20 protein-coding genes and 1 other RNA gene are annotated in these 21,079 nt (G+C 60.8%); 11 read left to right on the forward strand and 10 right to left on the reverse strand.

The window, feature by feature from the left end; translation table 11 throughout:
- Positions 1-39 precede the first annotated feature (39 nt).
- Positions 40-1,026 carry a GlxA family transcriptional regulator gene (locus tag HX866_RS18250; RefSeq protein ID WP_256344947.1) on the forward strand — a complete coding sequence of 329 codons (987 nt, stop codon included), beginning with the start codon at positions 40-42 and terminating at the stop codon, positions 1,024-1,026.
- A 22-nt stretch (positions 1,027-1,048) separates the two neighbouring features.
- On the opposite strand, the gene HX866_RS18255 is transcribed toward HX866_RS18250, so the two are convergent.
- The 5 genes from HX866_RS18255 to HX866_RS18275 all read right to left on the reverse strand — a co-directional run bounded on the left by HX866_RS18255 (position 1,049) and on the right by HX866_RS18275 (position 7,798).
- Complete coding sequence (locus HX866_RS18255) at positions 1,049-2,035, reverse strand: asparaginase (protein WP_177140196.1); 987 nt, start codon at positions 2,033-2,035, stop codon at positions 1,049-1,051.
- Between the two features lie 541 nt (positions 2,036-2,576).
- Positions 2,577-3,740, reverse strand: coding sequence for a hypothetical protein (locus HX866_RS18260; RefSeq protein WP_177140197.1), 1,164 nt, complete (start codon positions 3,738-3,740; stop codon positions 2,577-2,579).
- Between the two features lie 11 nt (positions 3,741-3,751).
- Entirely contained in the window at positions 3,752-4,648 is an 897-nt protein-coding gene (locus HX866_RS18265) for a nitrilase family protein (protein ID WP_177140198.1), read from the reverse strand.
- Between the two features lie 118 nt (positions 4,649-4,766).
- Positions 4,767-6,740, reverse strand: a complete 1,974-nt coding sequence (locus HX866_RS18270) for a flavin monoamine oxidase family protein (RefSeq protein ID WP_177140199.1) — start codon at positions 6,738-6,740, stop codon at positions 4,767-4,769.
- A 137-nt stretch (positions 6,741-6,877) separates the two neighbouring features.
- Positions 6,878-7,798 (reverse strand): GlxA family transcriptional regulator, encoded by a 921-nt coding sequence (locus tag HX866_RS18275; protein WP_177096942.1) that lies wholly within the window; start codon positions 7,796-7,798, stop codon positions 6,878-6,880.
- Between the two features lie 238 nt (positions 7,799-8,036).
- Between HX866_RS18275 and HX866_RS18280 the strand changes: the two genes are divergently transcribed.
- On the forward strand, positions 8,037-9,173 hold the full coding sequence (locus HX866_RS18280; protein ID WP_177140200.1) for an acyl-CoA dehydrogenase family protein: 1,137 nt from the start codon (positions 8,037-8,039) through the stop codon (positions 9,171-9,173).
- 198 nt (positions 9,174-9,371) lie between these two features.
- On the opposite strand, the gene HX866_RS18285 is transcribed toward HX866_RS18280, so the two are convergent.
- Positions 9,372-10,412: an NADP(H)-dependent aldo-keto reductase gene (locus HX866_RS18285; RefSeq protein ID WP_177096232.1), complete on the reverse strand. Its 1,041-nt coding sequence runs from the start codon at positions 10,410-10,412 to the stop codon at positions 9,372-9,374.
- Positions 10,413-10,657: 245 nt separating this feature from the next.
- Between HX866_RS18285 and rplM the strand changes: the two genes are divergently transcribed.
- The 7 genes from rplM (at position 10,658) to HX866_RS18320 (ending at position 15,585) form a co-directional block, all read left to right on the forward strand.
- Entirely contained in the window at positions 10,658-11,086 is a 429-nt protein-coding gene (gene rplM / locus HX866_RS18290) for a 50S ribosomal protein L13 (RefSeq protein WP_060783310.1), read from the forward strand.
- Positions 11,087-11,100: 14 nt separating this feature from the next.
- Positions 11,101-11,493, forward strand: coding sequence for a 30S ribosomal protein S9 (rpsI, locus tag HX866_RS18295; RefSeq protein WP_103494515.1), 393 nt, complete (start codon positions 11,101-11,103; stop codon positions 11,491-11,493).
- A 278-nt stretch (positions 11,494-11,771) separates the two neighbouring features.
- Entirely contained in the window at positions 11,772-12,368 is a 597-nt protein-coding gene (gene petA, locus HX866_RS18300; protein WP_177096234.1) for a ubiquinol-cytochrome c reductase iron-sulfur subunit, read from the forward strand.
- Complete coding sequence (locus tag HX866_RS18305; RefSeq protein WP_177096236.1) at positions 12,368-13,579, forward strand: cytochrome b; 1,212 nt, start codon at positions 12,368-12,370, stop codon at positions 13,577-13,579. Before petA ends, HX866_RS18305 begins: the two co-directional genes overlap by 1 nt.
- Positions 13,579-14,358, forward strand: coding sequence for a cytochrome c1 (locus HX866_RS18310; RefSeq protein ID WP_177096238.1), 780 nt, complete (start codon positions 13,579-13,581; stop codon positions 14,356-14,358). Before HX866_RS18305 ends, HX866_RS18310 begins: the two co-directional genes overlap by 1 nt.
- Positions 14,359-14,542: 184 nt before the next feature.
- Entirely contained in the window at positions 14,543-15,160 is a 618-nt protein-coding gene (locus tag HX866_RS18315) for a glutathione S-transferase N-terminal domain-containing protein (protein WP_177096240.1), read from the forward strand.
- An 11-nt stretch (positions 15,161-15,171) separates the two neighbouring features.
- Positions 15,172-15,585, forward strand: coding sequence for a ClpXP protease specificity-enhancing factor (locus HX866_RS18320; protein WP_121134656.1), 414 nt, complete (start codon positions 15,172-15,174; stop codon positions 15,583-15,585).
- Between the two features lie 164 nt (positions 15,586-15,749).
- Here HX866_RS18320 and HX866_RS18325 read toward each other — a convergent pair whose 3' ends face one another.
- From HX866_RS18325 to HX866_RS18340, 4 genes are all read right to left on the reverse strand, one after another.
- Entirely contained in the window at positions 15,750-16,328 is a 579-nt protein-coding gene (locus tag HX866_RS18325) for a BON domain-containing protein (RefSeq protein WP_177096242.1), read from the reverse strand.
- Complete coding sequence (locus HX866_RS18330) at positions 16,325-16,918, reverse strand: phosphoheptose isomerase (RefSeq protein ID WP_100941292.1); 594 nt, start codon at positions 16,916-16,918, stop codon at positions 16,325-16,327. Before HX866_RS18330 ends, HX866_RS18325 begins: the two co-directional genes overlap by 4 nt.
- A 280-nt stretch (positions 16,919-17,198) precedes the next feature.
- Entirely contained in the window at positions 17,199-17,570 is a 372-nt protein-coding gene (locus tag HX866_RS18335) for a YraN family protein (RefSeq protein ID WP_177103591.1), read from the reverse strand.
- Complete coding sequence (locus HX866_RS18340) at positions 17,570-19,381, reverse strand: penicillin-binding protein activator (protein WP_177096246.1); 1,812 nt, start codon at positions 19,379-19,381, stop codon at positions 17,570-17,572. The genes HX866_RS18335 and HX866_RS18340 overlap by 1 nt, the downstream gene beginning before the upstream one ends.
- Positions 19,382-19,618: 237 nt before the next feature.
- Here HX866_RS18340 and rsmI point away from each other — a divergent pair, with 237 nt between their 5' ends.
- Positions 19,619-20,473: a 16S rRNA (cytidine(1402)-2'-O)-methyltransferase gene (gene rsmI / locus HX866_RS18345; protein ID WP_177096944.1), complete on the forward strand. Its 855-nt coding sequence runs from the start codon at positions 19,619-19,621 to the stop codon at positions 20,471-20,473.
- Positions 20,474-20,605: 132 nt separating this feature from the next.
- Positions 20,606-20,959, forward strand: an RNA gene (gene rnpB / locus HX866_RS18350) — RNase P RNA component class A.
- Positions 20,960-21,079: the final 120 nt, after the last annotated feature.

Below are 21,079 nucleotides of genomic sequence, written 5' to 3' on the forward strand. Positions count from 1 at the left end.
TTGACCGGACGGCCACGCAGAATGGCAGGATTGGACATAATGGATTCTGTTTCTGCCATGAGCCGCGCCCTTCGCATTGGTTTGCTGCTTTACCCGGGTTGCATACCGTCGGGGCTGCTGGCCTTTGCCGATCTGTTGTATGCCGCCAACCGTCGCGCTTCGCAGACGCTCTTCGAAACGCTGTTTGTCGCCTTGCAGGCGGGTCCGGTGGCATGTGCCGGTGGTGTGTCATTGCAGGTGTCCCAGGCCCTGTCGGAGGCGGATGTCGATGCGCTGCTGGTTGCCGGCTTCTGGGCTGAGTCTGCCCGGCAGGTCGAGAAGGTCGTGGGCGATAACCAGGCCTTGGTGTTGGCCTTGGCGGCTTGTCCGAAACGGCTGCAATTGTGGAGTTATTGCACGGGTGTCTGCCTGATCGCGGCGAGCGGGCGCCTGGATGCCGAGGCGGCGACGGTGACCTGGTGGTTGGCCGGTACCCTGGCCCGGCGTTACCCGAAAGTGAACTGGCAGAGCCAGCGCCAATGGGTGATCAACCCGTCGACCGCGACCGCGTCCGGGGTGAATGGTTATCTGCCGATTGCGCAGGTGTTGATCGAGCGGGCCGTGGGACAGGATATGTTTCACGACCTGGCGAAGCTGATGGTGTTGGCGCGCCCGCTCCAGGCTCATCCGGCGTTTGCTGCCATGAGTTTGATCGAGCAGTCCAGTTCGTTGCTGCGTCAGTTGCACCGTTGTGTCGAGCAAGCGCCGGCGGAGCAGATCACCGTGCAGCGGCTGGCGGAGCAGCTGGGTCTATCGACACGTACCCTGGCGCGCCGGGTGAGTGCTGAAACGGGCATTGCCGTGGCGGCCTATGCCCGTTGCATCAAGCTTAATCAGGTCAGTGAGCGGTTGATGCTGACGTCTACGGCGGTCAATACCATCAGCGTTGACTTGGGTTTCAGCAGTGATTCGAATTTACGGCGGATGTTCAAGGAGTTGACCGATTTGACCCCGCTTGAATATCGGCAGCAGTTTGGGCGACGTTGAGTGGGAGCGCAGGAGCCTCTGCTTACTCACCAAGGTGCTGGAGATAGTCGGGCAACTCGGCACTGCGTCGGCAGCCGATCAGCAGCCACAACAGAATCCGTGCCTTGCGTGGGCACAGAAAACCGGCCATCTGCGCGCCGCGCTGGATCAGGTCGATCTCGCTGCCGATAAAGCCATAAGAGTGACTCGCCGTTGAACCGGCCCCCGTGCGCGTACCGATCACCACCGGGATCTTCAACGCCAACGGGGTGATCGCCTCGGCCCATGCCTCGCTGACGTGACCCGCACCGAAACCGGCGATCACCAGGCCGTCGTAGCCCAACTCCAGCAGCTTCTCCAGCATCAAGGTATCGGCCGACAGCGAGGCCTCAAGTAGGGCGATCCGTTGCCCGGTCTGCACCGGCGACGGCAAGGTTTTTCTCGGGGACGGGGTGTGCAGATAGCGCACGGCATTTTCGATGATCAGCCCGTTGGGGCCGAACACCGGCGAGCTGAAGGCCTCCAGTGCCAGGGCATCGCTCTTGCGGACCCGCCCCGCGCCATGGATCTGAGCATTGATCACCACTTGCACACCACGCCCGCGACTGGCATTTGCCAGGGCGACCAATCCTGCGTGGAGCAGATTCGCCGGGCCGTCGGCACTGATTTCCTTGGCCGAGCGCATGGCGCCGGTCAGCACCAGTGGCTCATCGCGGTCCCAGAGTAGATCGAAAAAGAACGCGGACTCTTCCAGGGTGTCGGTGCCTTGGGTGATCACCACACCGCTGGCGCCTTGTTCGACTTGGCGTCTGGCCCAGTCCAGGACCCCGAGCAGAAAGTCGAAGTCCAGTGAAGCGCTGGGTTGCAGGCACAGGGTCTCGACGTGGATCCGGGCCAGAGTCGTCAGTAGCGGCACCTGCTCCAGAAGGGCCTGGCCATTGACGCTGGGCACGACACCCAGGCCAAGCTGGGTGGCTTGCATGCTGACAGTACCGCCCAGGGCAGCGATGGAAAGTTGAGGCAGGGACATGCTGTGCTCTCTGACTAGGGGAAGGAAGCAGGCGATATTGGCGCCTGAGGGGTTGGCGTCGCGCCGCCAGCTGATTGAATCTCGACTGCTCGCGATGACGCCCTTGAGCCTTGCGGCGTTCTTCCGGACGCCATCGCCAGCAAGCCGGCTCCTACAGGTCCGCGTCTCACCATAAAAGTATCGCGCTACCACGGACCTTGTAGGAGCTGGCTTGCCAGCGATGACGCCCTTGAGCCTTGCGGCGCTCTTCCGGACGCCATCGCCAGCAAGCCGGCTCCTACAGGTGAGCGTCTCACCACAAAAGTATCGCGTTACCACGGACCTTGTAGGAGCTGGCTTGCCAGCGATGGCGCCCTTGAGCCTTGCGGCGCTCTTCCGGACGCCATCACCAGCAAGCCGGCTCCTACAGGTGAGCGTCTCACCACAAAAGTATCGTGTTACCACGGACCTTGTAGGAGCTGGCTTGCCAGCGATGACGCCCTTGAGCCTTGCAGCGCTTTTCCGGGCGCCATCGCCAGCAAGCCGGCCCACAAGGACCATGTCAGGCAAGGTTGAGCAGGCCGCCGATCAACGGCACGATCAGCGCCGTGCTGATCGCCATCGACAGCACATTACCGATATACGGGTGCATATGCCCAGGAACTCGCCGCGATAGGGCAACGGCCAGCGGCGGTGCGATCAGCGCCCCGAGCAGGGCGCTGAGCATCACCACCAGCGTGCCGCCGCCATGGATCAGTACGGCGGCCGGTGCGACCGAGACAATAGGGATATAAGTCGGATACCAGCCTCGGGCCATCCATTGCCGCCGCCAGACGATCACGCCGATGGCTGACGCCAGGGCCTGGGCCGCGAGTATCGGCAACAGCAGGTCCGAGCCATAGGCCGGCCCGGCCGGATTCAGCCCGTAGGCCAGCAATACCCCCAGCAACAATCCCAGGCTCGCCCATTCGTTACCGAAAAACGGCGCTTCGGAAAAGTCCGCGAGTACCCGACGCATGCCCCAGACCAGCCCGTGATTGGCGGTTTTCGGCGCAGGCGCAGGCGCGGCAACCACAGGCTCGGGTTTCACCAGCGCCGGCCAACGCCGATACAAGGTAAAGGCGATCACACTACCGAAGGCCATTCCCAGCACATTGCCGACCACCGCCGGCAGGTCCAATGGAACGCAGACAAAATTGACCAGCAACAGACACAACGGCGTCACCAGCAGCGCACCCATGAAGGCCCCGTTGATCGCGATCCGCATGCCCGCGCCAAACAGCAGCACGGTGGCGGCGGGCACCGAGACGAAGGCGGCGAAGGTCGGTTGCCAGCCATACCGCGGCACGCTCCAGCCCCACAACAGATTGCTCAACAGCAGGCCCAGCAGTGAACTGCCGATCAGCCAGGGCCACAGGCCGCTGCCATAACAAATGGCAAAGCCCTGCCAGGCCTTGCCCCGACGATGAGCCCAGTGGGCCAGGCCGGCACCGGCCAGCAGGCCCAGTGAAGCCAGCTCATGTTTGTAGAAGGCCATTTCGCTGATATCGCCGAGTACCCAGCGCAGCCAGGCGCCGGGGGCGGGCAGGTTTTCCATCATGTGCAGGTAGCCGGAGCCGTCGAAGGGCTGGCTGGGCAGATTCAGCCAGACCAGCAGCAAGCCCGAAGCAATCAGGCCGAGGCCGAACAGGCCGGCGAGCCGACCCGGGTTGGAGGCAATGTTCATATCGACCCCCTTCAACGCGGCAGGCAAGGATGTCGGGTGTAGCCGAGCATGCCGTCGTAGAGGTCGGTCCGGCGGTCCCTGGGCAGGTCGTTCAGGCTGTTCCAGATCGGCGCGCTGCGGGCGCTGACCAGATCGATATCGGCAAACAGCACGGCCTCATCGATGGGTGAGGCCACCTCGCTGAGCGGCCAGCCGTTGGTCCCGGCGATCAACGAGCAGCCAAGGAAGCGTTCGCCGCGATCGCTGCCGACGCGATTGGCCGCGGCAATAAACACGTTATTGACGTGGGCGGCGGTGATGGTCAGGTACGAGGCCATGCATTTGCCGGTCTCGTCGAACAGCGGCGGCGGGGTCCAGACCCAGTTGTTCAGGCTGCAGATGATATCCGCTCCCTGCTGGCTCAACAGGCGCGGCACTTCGGGAAACCAGATGTCCCAGCAGATCATCAGGCCGATCCGCCCGATGGGTGTATCGAAAACCGGAAAACCGCTATCACCCGGGGTGAACCAGAGTTTCTCCTCATTCCACAAATGCGCCTTGCGGTACTTGCCGATAAAACCGCTCGGGCCGACCAGCACCGCCGTGTCGTACAACTGCACCCCGTCACATTCGGCGACACCGGCCGCCAGGTAGATCCGATGTTCCTGTGCGAAATTTACCCAGGCCTGCACGCTGGGGCCTGCCGGTACCGCCTCGGCATGGGCGAAAGCCTCCTGGCGGTTCTGGAAGCTGTAGCCGGTGTTGGCCAGTTCCGGCAGCACGATCAGGTCGGCACCGCCGCGCACGGCCTGGCCCGCCAGCAACAGGCTGCGGTCCAGGTTATACGGGGTGTGGGCGACGCCGGCCTGGGGATCGAATTGCACGACGGCAACACGGACGGGACTGACGGCGGGGCGAGATTCGTTCATGTGAGGGGCTCTCATTGTTGTTATTCAACCCGAATGGGTTGGTACGACTATGAGAAGCCATTCAATGGATGGTGTATGTCGGTGGTCCTCTGGTAAGTCAGTCGGCTATTTCCCAGGTCTACCTGGGAATATTGAACGCGATGAGTGGGCTGTTGGCAGGTGGTCGCCCGCCGTATTCGGGGTAGTGTTTCAGGCTGAAACCCCCATTGAAGGTTGCGCCGGTGCGCTGACACAGATGGATCGTGGCATCGAGGGCGCCGCGCAGGCAGGGCTCGGTCCAGCCGGCGTCGACCGAAAAGGATTCGCCGCACAGGTAGAGCCCGGAGTGGGCGGAATAGTGGCGGTTGTAGTTCATCAGATCGATGGCTTCGTAATAGGTACCGGGGCGATAGAGCTTGGCGGCGCCGAGGGCATTGCGATCACTCATCCAGCGATGCACGGCGGCTTTTTGTGTATCGATGTAAGGCGAGATCCGCCGATTGATATTGCTCGCCTGCAGCAGTATCCGATCCAGTTCACCGACACATTTCTCCACCAGTTCCTGGTCCGAAAACAGCGCGAGTTTGGTCGCATCGTCCTCCCAGGTGTAACTCAGCAGGATGCAGTCATAAGGGTAGGTGTCGTTGTAACTGTAGGTGTACATGTCATGGATCAGGCTGTCGGTGACCAGCGCCTGGGGGATGCCATGGGGTTCGCTGAAAAAGCTTTTTTTCAGCGGTGCAAACACCTTGCAGCTGGTTTCCCAGTGGGCGGTCTTGTAGGCACTGCGGATATGGAACGGCAGCATCCGCTCGTCGAATCCCTTGAGTTCGACAGTGGTTTCGATCAGCCAGGACGGCAGGGTGAGGATCACCGAATCGAAGACCTCGCTGCGATGCTCGCGGCGCTGCGGATCGTTCCATTGCCAGGCGTAGTCGACGCGAATCTGCTGGTTGGGCAGTTTGCTCAGGCCGTTGACCTGGGCCTGGGTGGCGAAGCCGGCACCGCGTTGTCGGCAATGGTCGTAGAAGGACAGGCCGCGCTCTTCGACCGGCATGAACAACAGGCACTCGTCCAGGGCGGCGACACCGAGGTAGCGGGGGGCGTCGAAGGCCAGGCCGTTGCAGTCGAGCAGCGGGCCGGCCTGCAGGTGGGGTGACGGCAGCGGATCGCCGCGCTCATCGACGCGGCCGTGCATCAATTGCAGGTGATTGCTGAAACCGAAGATGGCGGTGCGGATCGGGTACAGGCTGCAGGCGTCATAGAACGCGCCCCAACTGCCGTCACCGATGCCGATGGCGTAGAAGATCGCCGACTCTTCGGCGCTCATGCCCACGCCGCCGAAGTTGCCCGGGTCGTCCGCTTGCCAGTGACTGAGGGGCGGCAGTGTGACGAGGTTGCGAAACGACAGGCTCTCATAACGCTCGACAATCGCCGACCAGAGGTTTTCCCAGCCATCGCTGGCGTAGTGGATTTCCACCTGGCGGGTCATGCGGTCAGCGAAGAGACGCCATTTTTGGTGAACCTGCTTCAGCAGTTTTCCCGGTGGCGGGGTCTGCCCGTCACGGTTGTCCCAGATCAGCATCCGCGGGGTTTCCTGCCCCTCCAGTCGGCCCTCTCGGAGGAAGATCCCGGTGCTCCTGACCTGGGCGCTGCCCGGGTTGGCGAAGTCCGAAAGGCGTAGCTTGAACTGCTCGGTGTAGTGCGCCAGTACGGAGCGCCCTTGCAACGGTGTCTCGTCGGCGCGGTTGAAGTACGGCAGGCGCATCGCGCCCATTTCAAAGGGGGTGGAACCGGTGGTCGCAGGCTGGCTTTTGTCGATCACACTCAGGTGCCGGCCACCGATGCGCCGGGACTGTTCGAGCAGGGTGATGTCGGTGAAGCCGCAGCGCAGCAGTTCGTGAGCCGCGCTGAGGCCGGTGACGCCGGCGCCGATGATGCAGATCCGATGGGCGCGGTTAGTGGCGCGGGCGACGCCGCCGGGTTGTTCGACCAGCCGGCGATAGTCGAAGCACAGGTCCGGCGGATTGGGGAAGCGGGCGCGCCAGGCGCGGTTGGGTTCCACCGTCGGGGTTGGGAAAGAGGGCTGCTGTTGAGCCAATCCAATAGGCATGGTCGACGCTCCTTGTCAGTGGCAATCGGTAGTGATTGCCGGAGCGAGTCTACGAAGGCGAGGGCAGGGTGCTGTGGTAATTAATTATGCAAGGTCGAGCGCCTGTTTCAGCTAGTGTCGAAACAGGCGCACGGACTTCACGCCGCTTGCTGGAACTGCTGGCGGTACTGGTTGGGGGACAGCTCGGTGTGCTGGCGGAACAGGCGCGCAAAGAAGCTCGCATCGTCATAGCCGACTTCATAACTGATGGTCTTGATGCTCTTGCGGGTGCCCGACAGCAGGCCCTTGGCGGTCTCGATGCGCAGGCGTTGCAGGTAGTGCAACGGCTTGTCGCCGGTGGCGGTCTGGAAGCGGCGCATGAAGTTGCGAATGCTCATGCCGTGCTCCCGGGCGACATCCTCGAAGCGGAACTTGTCGGCGAAATGCTCTTCGAGCCATTGCTGGATCTGCAGGATGATCACATCCTGGTGCAGTTTCTGGCCGCCGAAACCGATACGCCCCGGGGCATAGCTGCGCTGGACCTCATAGAGGATATCGCGGGCCACGGCCTGGGCCACGTTGGCTCCGCAGAAACGTTCGATCAGGTAGATATAGAGGTCGCAGGCCGAGGTGGTGCCGCCGGCGCAGTACAGGTTGTCGGCGTCGGTCAGGTGCTTGTCCTGGTTCAGGTGGACGTTGGGGTAACGTTCGCTGAAGGCGTTGAAGAAACGCCAGTAGGTGGTTGCTTCCTTGCCGTCGAGCAAGCCGGCTTCGGCCAGCCAGAACACGCCGGTGGCCTCGCCGCAGAGCACGGCGCCGCGGGCATGCTGCGCGCGCAGCCAGGGCATGACCTGTGGGTAACGTTGGCAAAGGGTTTCGAAATCGTCCCAGAACGCGGGGAGGATGATCACGTCGGCATCTTCCAGGCCGCCGTCCACTGGCAGGATCACATCGCTGAAACTGCACACCGGTTTACCGTCGGGGCTGACCAGGCGAGTCTCGAAGGCCTTGGTGAGTCCCTGGCCGAGCTGTTTGCCGTAGCGCAGGCTGGCGAGGTGAAAGAAATCCTTGGCTTGCATGAGAGTGGAAGCGAATACCCGGTCGATAGCCAGGATGCTGACGCGCCGCAAGGGCGTGGAGAGTGGATTAGCCATAATTCCATTGTTCTTATTAGCGGAAGGTTCTTATAGGGGCAAAGCGGTCAACAGACGGCTGGATCGTCTTATTTTTTGTCGCATGTGTCCAGTGTTACCCGGTAAAACACTGGCATAGGCTCTACGGGCCAATCACGGCTTCCGTGTCCATGCAGGTGCCCCGATGATCCCCAGAACCCTGTTCAGTTCCGAGCACGAACTGTTTCGCAGCAGTGTGCGCAAGTTTTTCGAACTGGAGGCGGTACCCTTCCATGCGCAGTGGGAGAAACGTGGTTATGTCGACCGTGAGCTGTGGAACAAGGCCGGGGCACAGGGGATGCTCTGTTCCCATCTGCCGGAGGCCTATGGCGGCATGGCGGCGGACTTTCTCTACAGCGCCGTGGTGATCGAGGAGATCAGCCGACTGGGCTTGAGCGGCATCGGTTTCTCCCTGCACTCGGACATTGTCGCGCCTTATATCCTGCATTACGGCAGCGAGGCGCTGAAGCTCAAGTACCTGCCCAAGCTGGTATCCGGCGAGATGGTCACGGCCATCGCGATGACCGAGCCGGGCGCCGGCTCGGACCTGCAAGGGGTGAAGACCACGGCGGTGCTGGACGGTGACGACTATGTGCTCAACGGTTCGAAGACCTTTATCACCAACGGCTTTCTCGCTGACCTGGTGATTGTTGTCGCCAAGACCGATCCGAAAGCCGGGGCCAAGGGCACCAGCCTGTTTCTGGTCGAAGCCGATACGCCGGGGTTCGCCAAGGGCAAGCGCCTGGAAAAAGTCGGGATGAAGGCCCAGGACACGTCCGAGCTGTTTTTCCAGGATGTGCGGGTGCCCAGGGAAAACCTGTTGGGGCAGGCGGGGCAGGGTTTCGCCTATCTGATGCAGGAGTTGCCCCAGGAACGCCTGACGGTGGCGATAGGGGGCCTGGCTGCGGCCGAGGCGGCGTTGCAGTGGACGCTGGAGTACACCCGCGAGCGCAAGGCCTTTGGCAAATCCATTGCCGATTTTCAGAACACCCGTTTCAAGCTGGCGGAAATGGCCACTGAGATCCAGATCGGCCGGGTGTTTGTCGACCGCTGCCTGGAGTTGCATCTGCAAGGCCAGCTCGATGTGCCGACGGCGGCGATGGCCAAGTACTGGGGCACCGACCTGCAATGCAAGGTGCTCGACGAGTGCGTGCAGTTGCACGGAGGCTACGGTTTCATGTGGGAATACCCGGTGGCCCGGGCCTGGGCGGATGCGCGGGTGCAGCGCATCTATGCGGGGACCAATGAGATCATGAAGGAGATCATTGCCCGGTCGCTGTGACGGGCAAGTGTTTAAGGAAGTTTGAAGCCGAGCACGGTTTTGTGGCGAGCGGGCTTGCCCGCGCTCGGCTGCGAAGCAGTCGTCAAACCGGTGACTGCGTTTTTGCCTGGCACAATGAGGTTGCCGGTTTTAGGGTCGCTTCGCGACCCAGCGCGGGCAAGCCCGCTCGCCACCAATCCCGGCCAGGCTTGAGAGCGCTTACGGCGCCGGGTTCGGGTGATCCTTGTGGATCGCCTCGATGCCCGCCAGCACTTCCTCCGACAACTTCAGATCGGCACTGGCAATGTTGCTGTCCAGTTGCTCCAGTGTCGTGGCCCCGATGATGTTGCTGGTGACGAACGCTTGCTGGGTCACAAACGCCAGGGCCATCTGCGCCGGGTCCAGGCCGTGTTCACGGGCCAGGGCAACGTAGCGGCTGCAAGCGGCTTCCGATTGCGGGTTGAAATAACGGCTGAAGCGGCTGTACAGGCTCAGGCGCGCCTTGTCCGGCCGTGCGCCGCCTTCATACTTGCCCGACAGGAAACCGAACGCCATCGGCGAGTACGCCAGCAGGCCGCACTGTTCACGCAGGGCGACTTCCGCCAGGCCCACTTCGAAGCTGCGGTTGAGCAGGTTGTAGGGGTTCTGGATCGACACCGCCCGCGGCCAGCCACGACGCTCGGCCTCGAGCAGGAATTTCATGGTGCCCCACGGCGTTTCGTTGGACAGGCCGATATGACGGATCTTGCCGGCCTTGACCTGCTCGTCCAGCGCTTCGAGGATTTCTTCGATCGGCGTGAAGTCCTCATCGGCCTTGTGCTTGTAGCCCAGTTGGCCGAAGAAATTGGTGCTGCGCTCCGGCCAGTGCAACTGGTAGAGGTCGATCCAGTCGGTCTGCAGGCGCTTGAGGCTGGCATCCAGGGCTTCGACGATATGCCGGCGGTTGTGCTTGAGCTGGCCGTCGCGGATATAGCCGATGCCATTGCCGGGGCCGGCGATCTTGCTCGCCAGGATCCAGTCGGCCCGGTCGCCACGCTGCTTGAACCAGTTGCCGATCATGCGCTCGGTGCTGGCGTAGGTTTCGGCCTTGGGCGGCACCGGGTACATCTCGGCGGTGTCGATGAAATTGATCCCGGCACCTTTCGCCCGTTCGATCTGGGCAAAGGCTTGATCCTGAGTGTTCTGCTCGCCCCAGGTCATGGTTCCCAGGCAAATTGCGCTCACATTCAGGTCGGTCCGGCCTAGCTGGCGGTATTCCATTGGCTGCTCCTCTGGGAAAACGACCATAAAAGCAGGTTGAAATTTTTTTCGCAATCTGCATAATTACGCACCTCTTTATGCAGTGGAAGTGATGCGCCGCCGCCAAAGAATCTTGCCGTTGAACGGACGCACCGACCCGAGCCCCCGAAAGCGTCTGTATCCGGCTGCCTTTGACCTTGTCAAAGTACGCACTATTCAGTAAGATCCGCCGTCTTATTTACAGGCGGCCCCTGAGGCTATAAAGAATGAAAACTTTTACTGCTAAACCGGAAACAGTTAAGCGCGACTGGTTTATCGTCGACGCTGCTGGTCAGACCCTGGGTCGTCTGGCCACCGAAATCGCGAGCCGCCTGCGTGGCAAGCACAAAGCCGAATACACTCCGCACGTTGACACCGGTGACTACATCGTTGTTATCAATGCTGAGCAGATTCGTGTGACCGGTGCTAAAACCACCGACAAAATGTACTACTCCCACTCCGGTTTCCCGGGCGGCATCAAGTCGATCAACTTCGAAAAGTTGATCGCTAAAGCCCCTGAGCGCGTGATCGAGACCGCGGTCAAAGGCATGCTGCCTAAGAACCCGCTGGGTCGCGACATGTACCGTAAGCTGAAAGTCTATGCGGGCGCTGTTCACCCTCATACTGCTCAGCAGCCCCAAGAACTGAAGATTTAACGGAATAGTTCATTATGTCGGCGACTCAAAATTACGGCACTGGCCGTCGCAAGACCGCAACCGCACGCGTTTTCCTGCGTCCGGGTACTGGTAACATCTCCATCAACAACCGCACCCTGGACACGTTCTTCGGTCGCGAAACTGCCCGCATGGTAGTTCGCCAGCCGCTGGAACTGACTGAGACTACCGAGAAATTCGATATCTACGTCACTGTCATCGGTGGTGGTGTAAGTGGTCAAGCTGGCGCAATCCGCCACGGTATCACTCGCGCTCTGATGGACTACGACGAGACTCTGCGCGGTGCTCTGCGCAAAGCCGGCTTCGTAACCCGCGATGCTCGTGAAGTTGAACGTAAGAAAGTCGGTCTGCGTAAAGCGCGTAAGCGTCCGCAGTACTCGAAGCGTTAATTCGGTCCTCGTACCGCTTCACGTTTCAAGCTCTACGTTTCAAAAGAAAGCCCGGTTTCCTCGCGAAACCGGGCTTTTTTGTGGGCGAAATATTTTCCTGTGACAACTTGCCACATCCGTAGAGCCCCTATACTACAAGGCTTGAGGCAGGGTGGGGCCGGTAATTACCTTGTCAAAGGTGGGGCTTTTCATTACCATTCGGCAAAATTTATAAGTACAAAAATTCACTTAGTAGACGCCTGATTTAACAGGCCACAAAGCTGATGGGAGAGGACTGAATGAGTAGCAATGACGGCGTGAATGCAGGCCGGCGTCGCTTCCTCGTAGCAGCCACGTCCGTGGTAGGAGCTGCAGGAGCGGTGGGGGCTGCGGTCCCGTTCGTGGGGTCATGGTTTCCCAGTGCCAAGGCGAAAGCCGCAGGGGCACCCGTAAAGGTGAATATCAGCAAGATTGAACCCGGACAGCAGATGATTGCTGAGTGGCGCGGCCAACCGGTCTTTATCGTTCACCGTACTCCGGAGATTCTGGGCAACCTCGCCAAGATCGAGGATCGTTTATCCGATCCCGACTCCAAGGAATCCACGCAACCTACCTATGTCGACCCCAAGAACCGCGCGATCAAGCCAGAGCTGCTGCTGCTGATCGGTATCTGTACACACCTGGGGTGCTCGCCCACCTTCCGTCCGGAAGTGGCGCCCGCCGATCTGGGTCCCGACTGGGTTGGTGGCTATTTCTGCCCTTGCCATGGTTCTCACTACGATCTGGCTGGCCGCGTCTACAAGTCGCAACCCGCGCCTTTGAACCTGCCGGTTCCGCCACATTCCTATGAGACCGACACGATTATTGTGATTGGCGTCGATACGGAGAAAGCGTGATGAGCAAGTTCATGGATTGGGTCGATGCGCGTTTTCCCGCCACCAAGATGTGGGAAGACCATCTCAGCAAGTATTACGCTCCGAAGAACTTCAACTTTTTCTACTTTTTTGGCTCCCTGGCACTGCTGGTGCTGGTCAATCAGATCGTCACCGGTGTCTGGCTGACCATGAGCTACACCCCTTCGGCGGAAGAGGCTTTCGCCTCCGTCGAATACATCATGCGCGACGTCGAGTACGGCTCGATCCTGCGCCTGCTGCACTCCACTGGCGCTTCGGCGTTCTTTATCGTGGTCTACCTGCACATGTTCCGCGGCCTGCTCTATGGGTCGTACCAGAAGCCCCGTGAGCTGGTGTGGCTGTTTGGCATGCTGATCTACCTGGCGCTGATGGCCGAGGCCTTCATGGGCTACCTGCTGCCATGGGGCCAGATGTCCTACTGGGGGGCCCAGGTGATCATCTCGCTGTTCGGCGCGATCCCGGTCATCGGCAACGACCTGACCCAGTGGATTCGCGGTGACTACCTGATTTCCGGGATCACCCTGAACCGCTTCTTCGCCCTGCACGTGGTGGCCTTGCCGATCGTCATCCTTGGCCTGGTGGTGCTGCACGTACTGGCGCTGCACGAGGTCGGTTCGAACAACCCGGACGGCGTCGACATCAAGAAGCACAAGGACGAGAACGGTGTGCCGCTGGATGGCATTGCCTTCCATCCCTACTACACCGTGAAGGACATCGTCGGCGTGGTGGTGTTCCTGTTCATCTTCTGTTCCATCGTGTTCTTCTTCCCGGAAATGGGCGGCTATTTCCTCGAAAAACCCAACTTCGAAGTGGCCAACGCCTTCAAGACGCCTGAGCACATTGCCCCGGTCTGGTACTTCACGCCGTTCTACGCGATCCTGCGGGCGGTTCCGGACAAACTCATGGGCGTCATGGCCATGGGCGCGTCGATCGCCGTGCTGTTCGTCCTGCCGTGGCTGGACCGCAGTCCCGTCAAGTCGATGCGCTACAAGGGCTGGCTGAGCAAGATCTGGTTGTGGGTCTTCTGCATCGCCTTTGTCACCCTCGGCTGGCTGGGTGTGATGCCGCCGACGCCCGAGCGTACGCTGGTGTCGCGGATCTGCACGGTCCTGTACTTCGCCTACTTCATTCTGATGCCGTTCTATACCCGGCTCGAGAAGACCAAACCGGTTCCGGAAAGGGTGACTGGCTGATGAAAAAATTATTTGCAGTCTTGATGCTTTTGGCTCTGCCTCTTCTGTCTTTTGCCGATGAACATGGCCCTGATCTTGAAAAAGTCGACATCGATGTTTCCGACAAGGCGGCCATGCAGGATGGTGCGCGGACCTTTGCCAACTATTGCATGGGTTGCCACAGCGCCAAGTTCCAGCGCTATGAGCGGGTTGCCGACGACCTGGGGATTCCCCATGACCTGATGCTCAAGAACCTGGTGTTCACCGGGGCCAAGATCGGCGACCACATGACCATCGGCATGCAGCCGGCCGATGCCAAGGCCTGGTTCGGCGCGGCACCGCCCGACCTGACCCTGGTGGCTCGCGTACGCGGCACCGACTGGCTCTACGGCTACCTGCGATCCTTTTACGAAGACCCGGCGCGCCCTTGGGGCGTGAACAACAAGGTCTTCCCGAATGTCGGCATGCCTAACGTACTGGCCGGCCTGCAGGGGCGGCAGGTTGTCGGCTGCAAGCAGGTTCAAATCGTCGAGGACGGCAAGAAGCAGTACGATCCGCTGACAGGCACGCCTTTGACCCATGAAGCGTGCGACCAGTTGACCATCGTGCCGAAAACCGGTGCCTTGAACGAAGAGCAATTCAACGAGAAGGTCAAGAATCTGGTGACCTTCCTGGCCTACTCGGCCAACCCGGTGAAGCTTCAGCATCAGCGCATCGGGACCTACGTTTTGCTGTACCTGGCCTTCTTCTTCGTGTTCGCTTATCTGCTCAAGCGCGAATACTGGAAGGATGTGCATTGATAACGTTGTAACATAGCTGTCAATCGTGCGCGCCCAAGGGTGCCTCTGAAGATGTAGCCAGCAATGACGGGTGGGTGAGCCGGTAACGGTCTCACCCTCTGTCTGTTTCGTGGCTGCGGGAGGCTTGTCTTGGGCGCGCTCGTTTTTCCGTTTTCAATAATTTCAACAAGCGAGGAGGACCGCCATGGGCGTGACCAACCGGTTGGCCTGTTACTCCGACCCCGCCGATCACTATTCCCACCGAGTGCGTATCGTGCTCGCAGAGAAGGGTGTCAGCGCCGAGATCATCAGTGTGGAAGCGGGGCGTCAACCGCCGAAGCTGATCGAGGTGAACCCTTACGGCAGCCTGCCCACCCTGGTCGATCGTGACCTGGCGTTGTGGGAGTCGACGGTGGTGATGGAATATCTGGATGAGCGTTACCCGCATCCGCCACTGCTGCCGGTTTACCCCGTGGCGCGGGCCAACAGCCGTTTGCTGATCCATCGTATTCAACGCGACTGGTGTGCGCTGGTGGATGTGATCCTGGATTCGCGCAGCAAGGAACCGGCGCGGGTACAGGCACGTAAAGAGTTGCGCGAGAGCCTGACAGGGGCGTCGCCACTGTTTGCCGACAAGCCATTTTTCCTGAGTAATGAGCAAAGTCTGGTGGACTGCTGTCTATTACCGATACTCTGGCGCCTGCCGATGATGGGTATTGAATTGCCGCGGCCCGCAAAGCCGCTGCTCGATTATATGGAGCGCCAGTTTGCGCGTGAGGCTTTCCAGGCAAGCTTGTCTGGCGTCGAACGCGATATGCGCTAAGGAGCTGTTTTATGAACTCCAGTCGCCCTTATTTGGTTCGTGCTCTGTACGAATGGATAGTGGATAACGATTGTACGCCGCACATACTGGTCAATTCCGAGTATCCCTCGGTCCAGGTGCCGCAAGGTTTTGCCAGTGACGGACAAATCGTCTTGAACGTTTCGCCCAGTGCGGTGCGTCACTTGCACATGGACAACGAGGCCGTGAGCTTCGAAGGGCGTTTCGGCGGTGTGCCGCATACGCTTTACGTGCCGATCAGTGCCATTCTCGGGATCTACGCCCGGGAGAATGGCCAGGGCATGGTGTTCGAGCTGGAAGCGCCTCTTGAGGGCGACGATGGGGTTGAGCCGGATGATGACGGCCCACCACCGGGTTCCGAGCCGCCGCGCCCTAGCGGTCGGCCAAGCTTGAAGGTCGTGAAGTAATAAAAAAGGCGGTCCATGCGGACCGCCTTTTTTATGGCAAATCTGAATCCCTGTAGGAGCGAGCTTGCTCGCGAAAAACCGTCAACGATGACACGGACCTGTTGAATGGCCGCCGCTAGGGCGACGGATCGCGAGCAAGCTCGCTCCTACAGAGGGGCGGTGTATCAGTCGATGTATTCGAACAGCTTGACGATCTTCTGCACGCCGCCGACGCCCTGCACCAGGTTGGTGGCGCGAGTGCCTTCATCCTGGGTCACCAGGCCCAGCAGGTAGACGATGCCGTTCTCGGTCACGATCTTGATGCGCGAGCCAGGAATGCTGTTGTCGGTCAGCATCTGGGTCTTGATCTTGGTGGTCAGCCAGTCGTCGTTGCTGCGGGCCAGGAACGAGGATGGCTCGGTGATCTGCAACTCGTTGTTGACCTTTTTCACCCGTTGAACGGCTGCCGCGGCCTGTTCGGCCTTGGCCTTGAGGTCGTCACGCGGGGTCTGGCCGGCGAGCAGGACGATCCCGTTGTAGCTGGTGACAACGATATGCGAGCCGTTTTCCAGGGCAGGGTCGGCCTTGGCGACGTTGACCGCCACCTTGGTCTCGATCAGCGAGTCGTCGATCTTGCTGCCCAGGGTGCGGGTGCCACGATCATCGTTGATCGGATCGTCGCGGGTGGCGGTCAGTACCGAACTGCAGCCACTGATGCCCAGGCACAGGGTCAAAGCCAGCAGGCTAAGGCGATTGATGGTCATTCTTCACTCCCGAACAATTGGCTGTCGATCAGATCACAGAGGCAATGGATCGCCAGCAGGTGGACTTCCTGAATACGAGCGGTGACGTTGGCCGGGACGCGAATCTCGACATCCTCGGGCAGTAGCAGGGAGGCCATGCCGCCGCCATCGCGCCCGGTCAAGGCTACGACAATCATTTCGCGGTCATGTGCGGCCTGGATGGCCTGAATAATGTTGGCGGAGTTACCACTGGTGGAAATCGCCAGCAGGACGTCGCCTGGTTGGCCCAATGCGCGGATCTGCTTGGAGAAGATTTCGTTGTAGCTGTAGTCGTTGGCGATCGAGGTGAGGGTCGAGCTGTCGGTGGTCAAGGCAATGGCCGGCAGGCTCGGTCGCTCACGCTCGAAGCGGTTGAGCAGCTCCGAGGAAAAGTGCTGGGCATCGCCGGCGGAGCCGCCGTTGCCACAGGAGAGCATTTTGCCTTCGTTGAGCAGGGCATTGACCATGACCTGGCTGGCTTGCTCGATGTGAGGTGCAAGAACGTCCATCGCCTGTTGCTTGGTGTCGATACTGGCCTGGAAAAGCTGGCGAATTCGGGATTGCATGTCCATCTAATGTGACCTTAAGTAGGGCGGCTGCCAGACAGCTCAAAAACTACTGCGCTCGGCAATACTGCGTTAAAAACAGACTCGGACTGCTCATTTACAACCCGTAAACTCCGCGTCCTCGTCTGTTTTTGCCTTGTCTTGCCTTCGCTCGCTACGTTTTTGAGCTGCCTGGTTCGAGCGCAAACCGGGTCTTCCCGGTGGCTGCCCGGCACAAGAATGTGCAGCCCGCAAAGCAAAGAGCAAAATCGGTGAGTGAAAAAAGTAACCAGGTCGACAGCCTGGATCAGCTGTCGAAGGCATTCCGTAGCCAGTTCAGCTGGGGTGTCGCCTCGACCGGGCCGTCTATGGCCACCACGTCGAAGCGGCAAGGGTAATGGGCCCAGCGTGACTCGCGTTGCAGGAAATACTGCGCGGCGAATATTACCTTCTTGCGCTTGCGGGCATCGATGCTGCCCAGTGCGCCACCCCATTGGGTGTTTTTCCTGTAACGAACTTCGACGAATACTACTGTATCGCCGTCGAGCATGACCAGATCAAGCTCGCCCCGTTTACATGACCAGTTCTGCGCCAGCAGGCGCAGACCCTGTTGTTCCAGGTGCCGCAACGCGAGGAACTCGGCGTCCTTGCCGTGTTCCAGGTGGGCGGCGGGTGCCATCAGCGCGGTGTATCCGGCAGGCGCTGGACCTGACCGCTGACGAACTGGGCCCAAGGCAATTGGCGTTCGACCCGTTGCGCCGGGTCCAGGCTCAGGCTGCCGGAGAGACCGTCGATACGGCTGTCTGGCAGAGCCTTGAGCTGGCCCAGGCGTGGAGCGAGGCGATAGGCGTCGACACCCATGGCATACAGGCGGCCCAGCGCGCCGTTGGCTTGTGGCCATTGTGCGCTGACCTGCTTGCGCAGCGGATCGTTGGCGTCCAGCAGCCATGGGGTTTCGCAGAAGCGAATGCCGTTCATGTCGTTGTACTGGTTCTGGTCGCCAGTGGCACTGAACACGTGGGAGGTGGCGTACACCGGTACATCACCGGCGTATTGGAAGTTCAGGGTCGGTTTGATCTGCTGCGCCTGTTGCGGGGTGGCGGCGAGGAAGATGAACTCGATGTCCTGGCGGCGCGACGGCTGGGCGGCTACCTGGCCACCGACCGTGCTTTGCAGGCTCTTGGCGCGGCCTTCGCTCTGACGCAGCTGGAACAACTCGGCAATCTGCTGGGCCAGGGCGACCGGCTGGTCGACGCGTTCGATACCGACCACGGTGCCGCCGTTGGCTTCCCAATCCTGGCGGAAGGCCTTGAGCACGCGGTCGCCCCATTCGCCTTTCGGCACCATGGCGGCGGCGCGGTGCAGGCCGTCGGCGCGGGCGCGGCGGGCCACTTCGCGGGCTTCGTCTTCGGCGGCGAGGCCGAACTGGAACAGCTGCGCCGGGTTCTGCGCGCTTTCGCTGTAGTTCAGCGCCAGGGTGGTAATCGGCAATTGCGGGCGAGCGCTGAGTTGTTTGACCAGCGGCTTCTCCAGTGGGCCGATCACCAGTTGCACGCCGGAGGCCTGGGCCTTGCGATAGAAATCGTCCAGGGAGGTGAGGCGCGAACTGTCGTAGAACTCGATGACCGGCGGCTTCTGGCCGGCCTGCTGGGCCTGGTAGTGAGCGGCCATGAAGCCTTCACGCAGGGCTTTGCCGACCGAGGCCAGCGGGCCGTCTTGCGGCAGCAGCAGGGCGATCTTGCTCAGCGGCTGGCTGGCCAGTTCCTTGAGTTTCACCAGGGGCAGCGGCAATTGCAGGGCGGCCGGATGCTTGGGGTTCTGTGCGCGCCAGGTGTCGATGGCCGCCTGTTGTTGCTCCAGGGTGCCGGACGATTTCACCGCCAGTGCCAGGCTCAACCAACCGCTGAGGTCGTCGTTGCCGGTGGGTTGCAGCTGGTCGGTCGGCAAGGCCGCGATCAGTGCCCAGATGGCTTCGTGGTTGTTTTTCGCCGCCTCGCCACTCAGCAGCGGCGCGATGAAGATGCGCTCGCGAGCGGCGGCCAGGGTCTGGCCGTCGGCTTCAAGGGCGCGGGCACGCACGGTCTGGGTGCGGATCTGCTGGTCCACCGGCAGTTCGCTGAGGCGGTCCAGGCTCGGATGGCTCAATGCGGTCAGCGCCGCCTTGGGCTGGTTGCGAGTCATCGCCAGTTCGGCTGCCAGGGTACTGGCGTACACCTGTTGTGCCGGCTTGAGGGTGTCCAGCGGTACCTGCGCGAGAATCTGCGAGGCACGGCCACTGTCTTTCTGGCGGTAGGCCAGGTCGGCAGCGGTCAGGCGCAGCACGGCGGCTTGTTCCGGCGTCTTGCTGGAAGCCGCCTGCTCGAGCAATTGCTCGATGCTGGCATTCGGGGTCCGTGGGAGTTCGCCAAGGCTGGAAGAGGGCGAGCTGGCGCAAGCCGCCAGCAAGGCAGCGAGGCAGAGGGCAGTGAACAGCCGCAGGCAAGCGATCATGTAAGTGTTCCTGATACTCGATCATATGAGCGTGGAATTGTACCCAAGCGCTGGCCGGGGCGCGATGTTACTGGCGTGAAACGGTCAAATTAGGTCGTACAAAGCGTGTCGTGGCACTCGAATCGCTCACCTTTGGGGCGCGCACTCGCCGTTGTGAAGCCTATCGGCAGGGCCGCTACGCGCTACAATGGCGTTTTCGTCCTTCTCGAGGTGTGTGCTTTGACTGCTCCAGGTGCTTTGAATTCCGCTGTCGGCTCGCTTTATGTGGTGGCGACGCCCATTGGCAACCTGGACGACATCAGTGCGCGGGCAATGAAAGTGCTGCGCGATGTGTCGCTGATTGCCGCGGAAGACACCCGTCACTCAATCAGGTTGCTGCAGCACTTCGGGATTACGACACCGCTTGCGGCCTGTCACGAGCACAACGAACGTGACGAAGGCAGCCGTTTTATCGCCAAGTTGCTGGCGGGTGAGGACGTGGCCCTGATCTCCGATGCGGGCACGCCATTGATCTCCGATCCCGGTTATCACCTGGTGCGTCAGGCGCGGGCGGCGGGTATCAGTGTAGTGCCGGTTCCCGGCGCTTGCGCGTTGATCGCCGCACTCTCGGCGGCGGGGCTGCCGTCCGATCGCTTCATTTTCGAAGGTTTCCTGCCGGCCAAGGCGGTAGGGCGTCGGGCGCGTCTGGAGTTGCTGAAGGAGGAGTCACGTACGCTGATCTTCTATGAAGCACCGCATCGGATCCTCGAATGCCTGCAGGACCTGGAGACGGTCTTCGGCGCCGAGCGCCCGGCGTTGCTGGCCCGTGAACTGACCAAGACCTTCGAGACCCTCAAGGGCTTGCCGCTGAGCGAGCTGCGTGCCTTCGTCGAAGCGGATGCCAACCAGCAGCGCGGTGAGTGCGTGGTGCTGGTGGCCGGCTGGACCGCGCCGGAAGACGATGACGCGGTCGGCAGCGAGGCGCTGCGCATTCTCGACTTGTTGCTCCAGGAGATGCCACTCAAGCGTGCCGCAGCCCTGGCGGCGGAAATTACCGGGGTGCGCAAGAACCTGCTGTATCAGGTGGCGCTGGATCGGCAGAAAAATGCCTGACTGATTTTGGCGTAGGTTGGATCCTATGATGGTGTGGGATCCAGCCTGCCGGTGTTTGCCGGGACAGTACCCATCGGCGAAACGGCTTTAAAGCTTGTCCTTCGTGGCATGTGCCGGTAACCTTCGCGGCGGAGAGTCGATTGGACAGTCGCTGCCCCCTATGAAAATTAGGGGGGGGAGGAAAGTCCGGGCTCCATAGGGCGGAGTGCCAGGTAATGCCTGGGAGGCGTGAGCCTACGGAAAGTGCCACAGAAAATAACCGCCTAAGCGCTTCGGCGCCGGTAAGGGTGAAAAGGTGCGGTAAGAGCGCACCGCACGGCTGGCAACAGTTCGTGGCTAGGTAAACCCCACTCGGAGCAAGACCAAATAGGGTTCCAAGGCGTGGCCCGCGCTGGAACCGGGTAGGTTGCTAAAGATGTCCAGTGATGGCCATCGTAGAGGAATGACTGTCCTCGACAGAACCCGGCTTACAGATCGACTCTCCACCTCTTTCCCTCCCTGCACGCAATCGCTGGCAGAAGCGCATTTGTAATACCGAAAAAATCTTACTCTTCACAAATCACTTTAACTTCCGCGCTCAAATTTCTGAGTGGCTTGAAGTTCGTC

The sequence above is a fragment of the Pseudomonas gingeri genome (assembly GCF_013386165.1).
GTDB classification, from domain to species: domain Bacteria; phylum Pseudomonadota; class Gammaproteobacteria; order Pseudomonadales; family Pseudomonadaceae; genus Aquipseudomonas; species Aquipseudomonas gingeri_C.

Bases quoted from the DNA above. Each gene is read 5' to 3' on its own strand.
- HX866_RS18315 (WP_177096240.1), top strand. From the start codon at position 14,543: ATGGGCGTGACCAACCGGTTGGCCTGTTACTCCGACCCCGCCGATCAC.
- HX866_RS18310 (WP_177096238.1), top strand. From the start codon at position 13,579: ATGAAAAAATTATTTGCAGTCTTGATGCTTTTGGCTCTGCCTCTTCTG.
- HX866_RS18325 (WP_177096242.1), bottom strand. From the start codon at position 16,328: ATGACCATCAATCGCCTTAGCCTGCTGGCTTTGACCCTGTGCCTGGGC.
- rplM (WP_060783310.1), top strand. From the start codon at position 10,658: ATGAAAACTTTTACTGCTAAACCGGAAACAGTTAAGCGCGACTGGTTT.
- HX866_RS18320 (WP_121134656.1), top strand. From the start codon at position 15,172: ATGAACTCCAGTCGCCCTTATTTGGTTCGTGCTCTGTACGAATGGATA.
- HX866_RS18255 (WP_177140196.1), bottom strand. From the start codon at position 2,035: ATGTCCCTGCCTCAACTTTCCATCGCTGCCCTGGGCGGTACTGTCAGC.
- HX866_RS18330 (WP_100941292.1), bottom strand. From the start codon at position 16,918: ATGGACATGCAATCCCGAATTCGCCAGCTTTTCCAGGCCAGTATCGAC.
- HX866_RS18260 (WP_177140197.1), bottom strand. From the start codon at position 3,740: ATGAACATTGCCTCCAACCCGGGTCGGCTCGCCGGCCTGTTCGGCCTC.
- HX866_RS18285 (WP_177096232.1), bottom strand. From the start codon at position 10,412: ATGGAATACCGCCAGCTAGGCCGGACCGACCTGAATGTGAGCGCAATT.
- HX866_RS18280 (WP_177140200.1), top strand. From the start codon at position 8,037: ATGATCCCCAGAACCCTGTTCAGTTCCGAGCACGAACTGTTTCGCAGC.
- rpsI (WP_103494515.1), top strand. From the start codon at position 11,101: ATGTCGGCGACTCAAAATTACGGCACTGGCCGTCGCAAGACCGCAACC.
- HX866_RS18305 (WP_177096236.1), top strand. From the start codon at position 12,368: ATGAGCAAGTTCATGGATTGGGTCGATGCGCGTTTTCCCGCCACCAAG.
- petA (WP_177096234.1), top strand. From the start codon at position 11,772: ATGAGTAGCAATGACGGCGTGAATGCAGGCCGGCGTCGCTTCCTCGTA.
- HX866_RS18250 (WP_256344947.1), top strand. From the start codon at position 40: ATGGATTCTGTTTCTGCCATGAGCCGCGCCCTTCGCATTGGTTTGCTG.
- HX866_RS18335 (WP_177103591.1), bottom strand. From the start codon at position 17,570: ATGGCACCCGCCGCCCACCTGGAACACGGCAAGGACGCCGAGTTCCTC.
- HX866_RS18340 (WP_177096246.1), bottom strand. From the start codon at position 19,381: ATGATCGCTTGCCTGCGGCTGTTCACTGCCCTCTGCCTCGCTGCCTTG.
- HX866_RS18275 (WP_177096942.1), bottom strand. From the start codon at position 7,798: ATGCAAGCCAAGGATTTCTTTCACCTCGCCAGCCTGCGCTACGGCAAA.
- HX866_RS18270 (WP_177140199.1), bottom strand. From the start codon at position 6,740: ATGCCTATTGGATTGGCTCAACAGCAGCCCTCTTTCCCAACCCCGACG.
- HX866_RS18265 (WP_177140198.1), bottom strand. From the start codon at position 4,648: ATGAACGAATCTCGCCCCGCCGTCAGTCCCGTCCGTGTTGCCGTCGTG.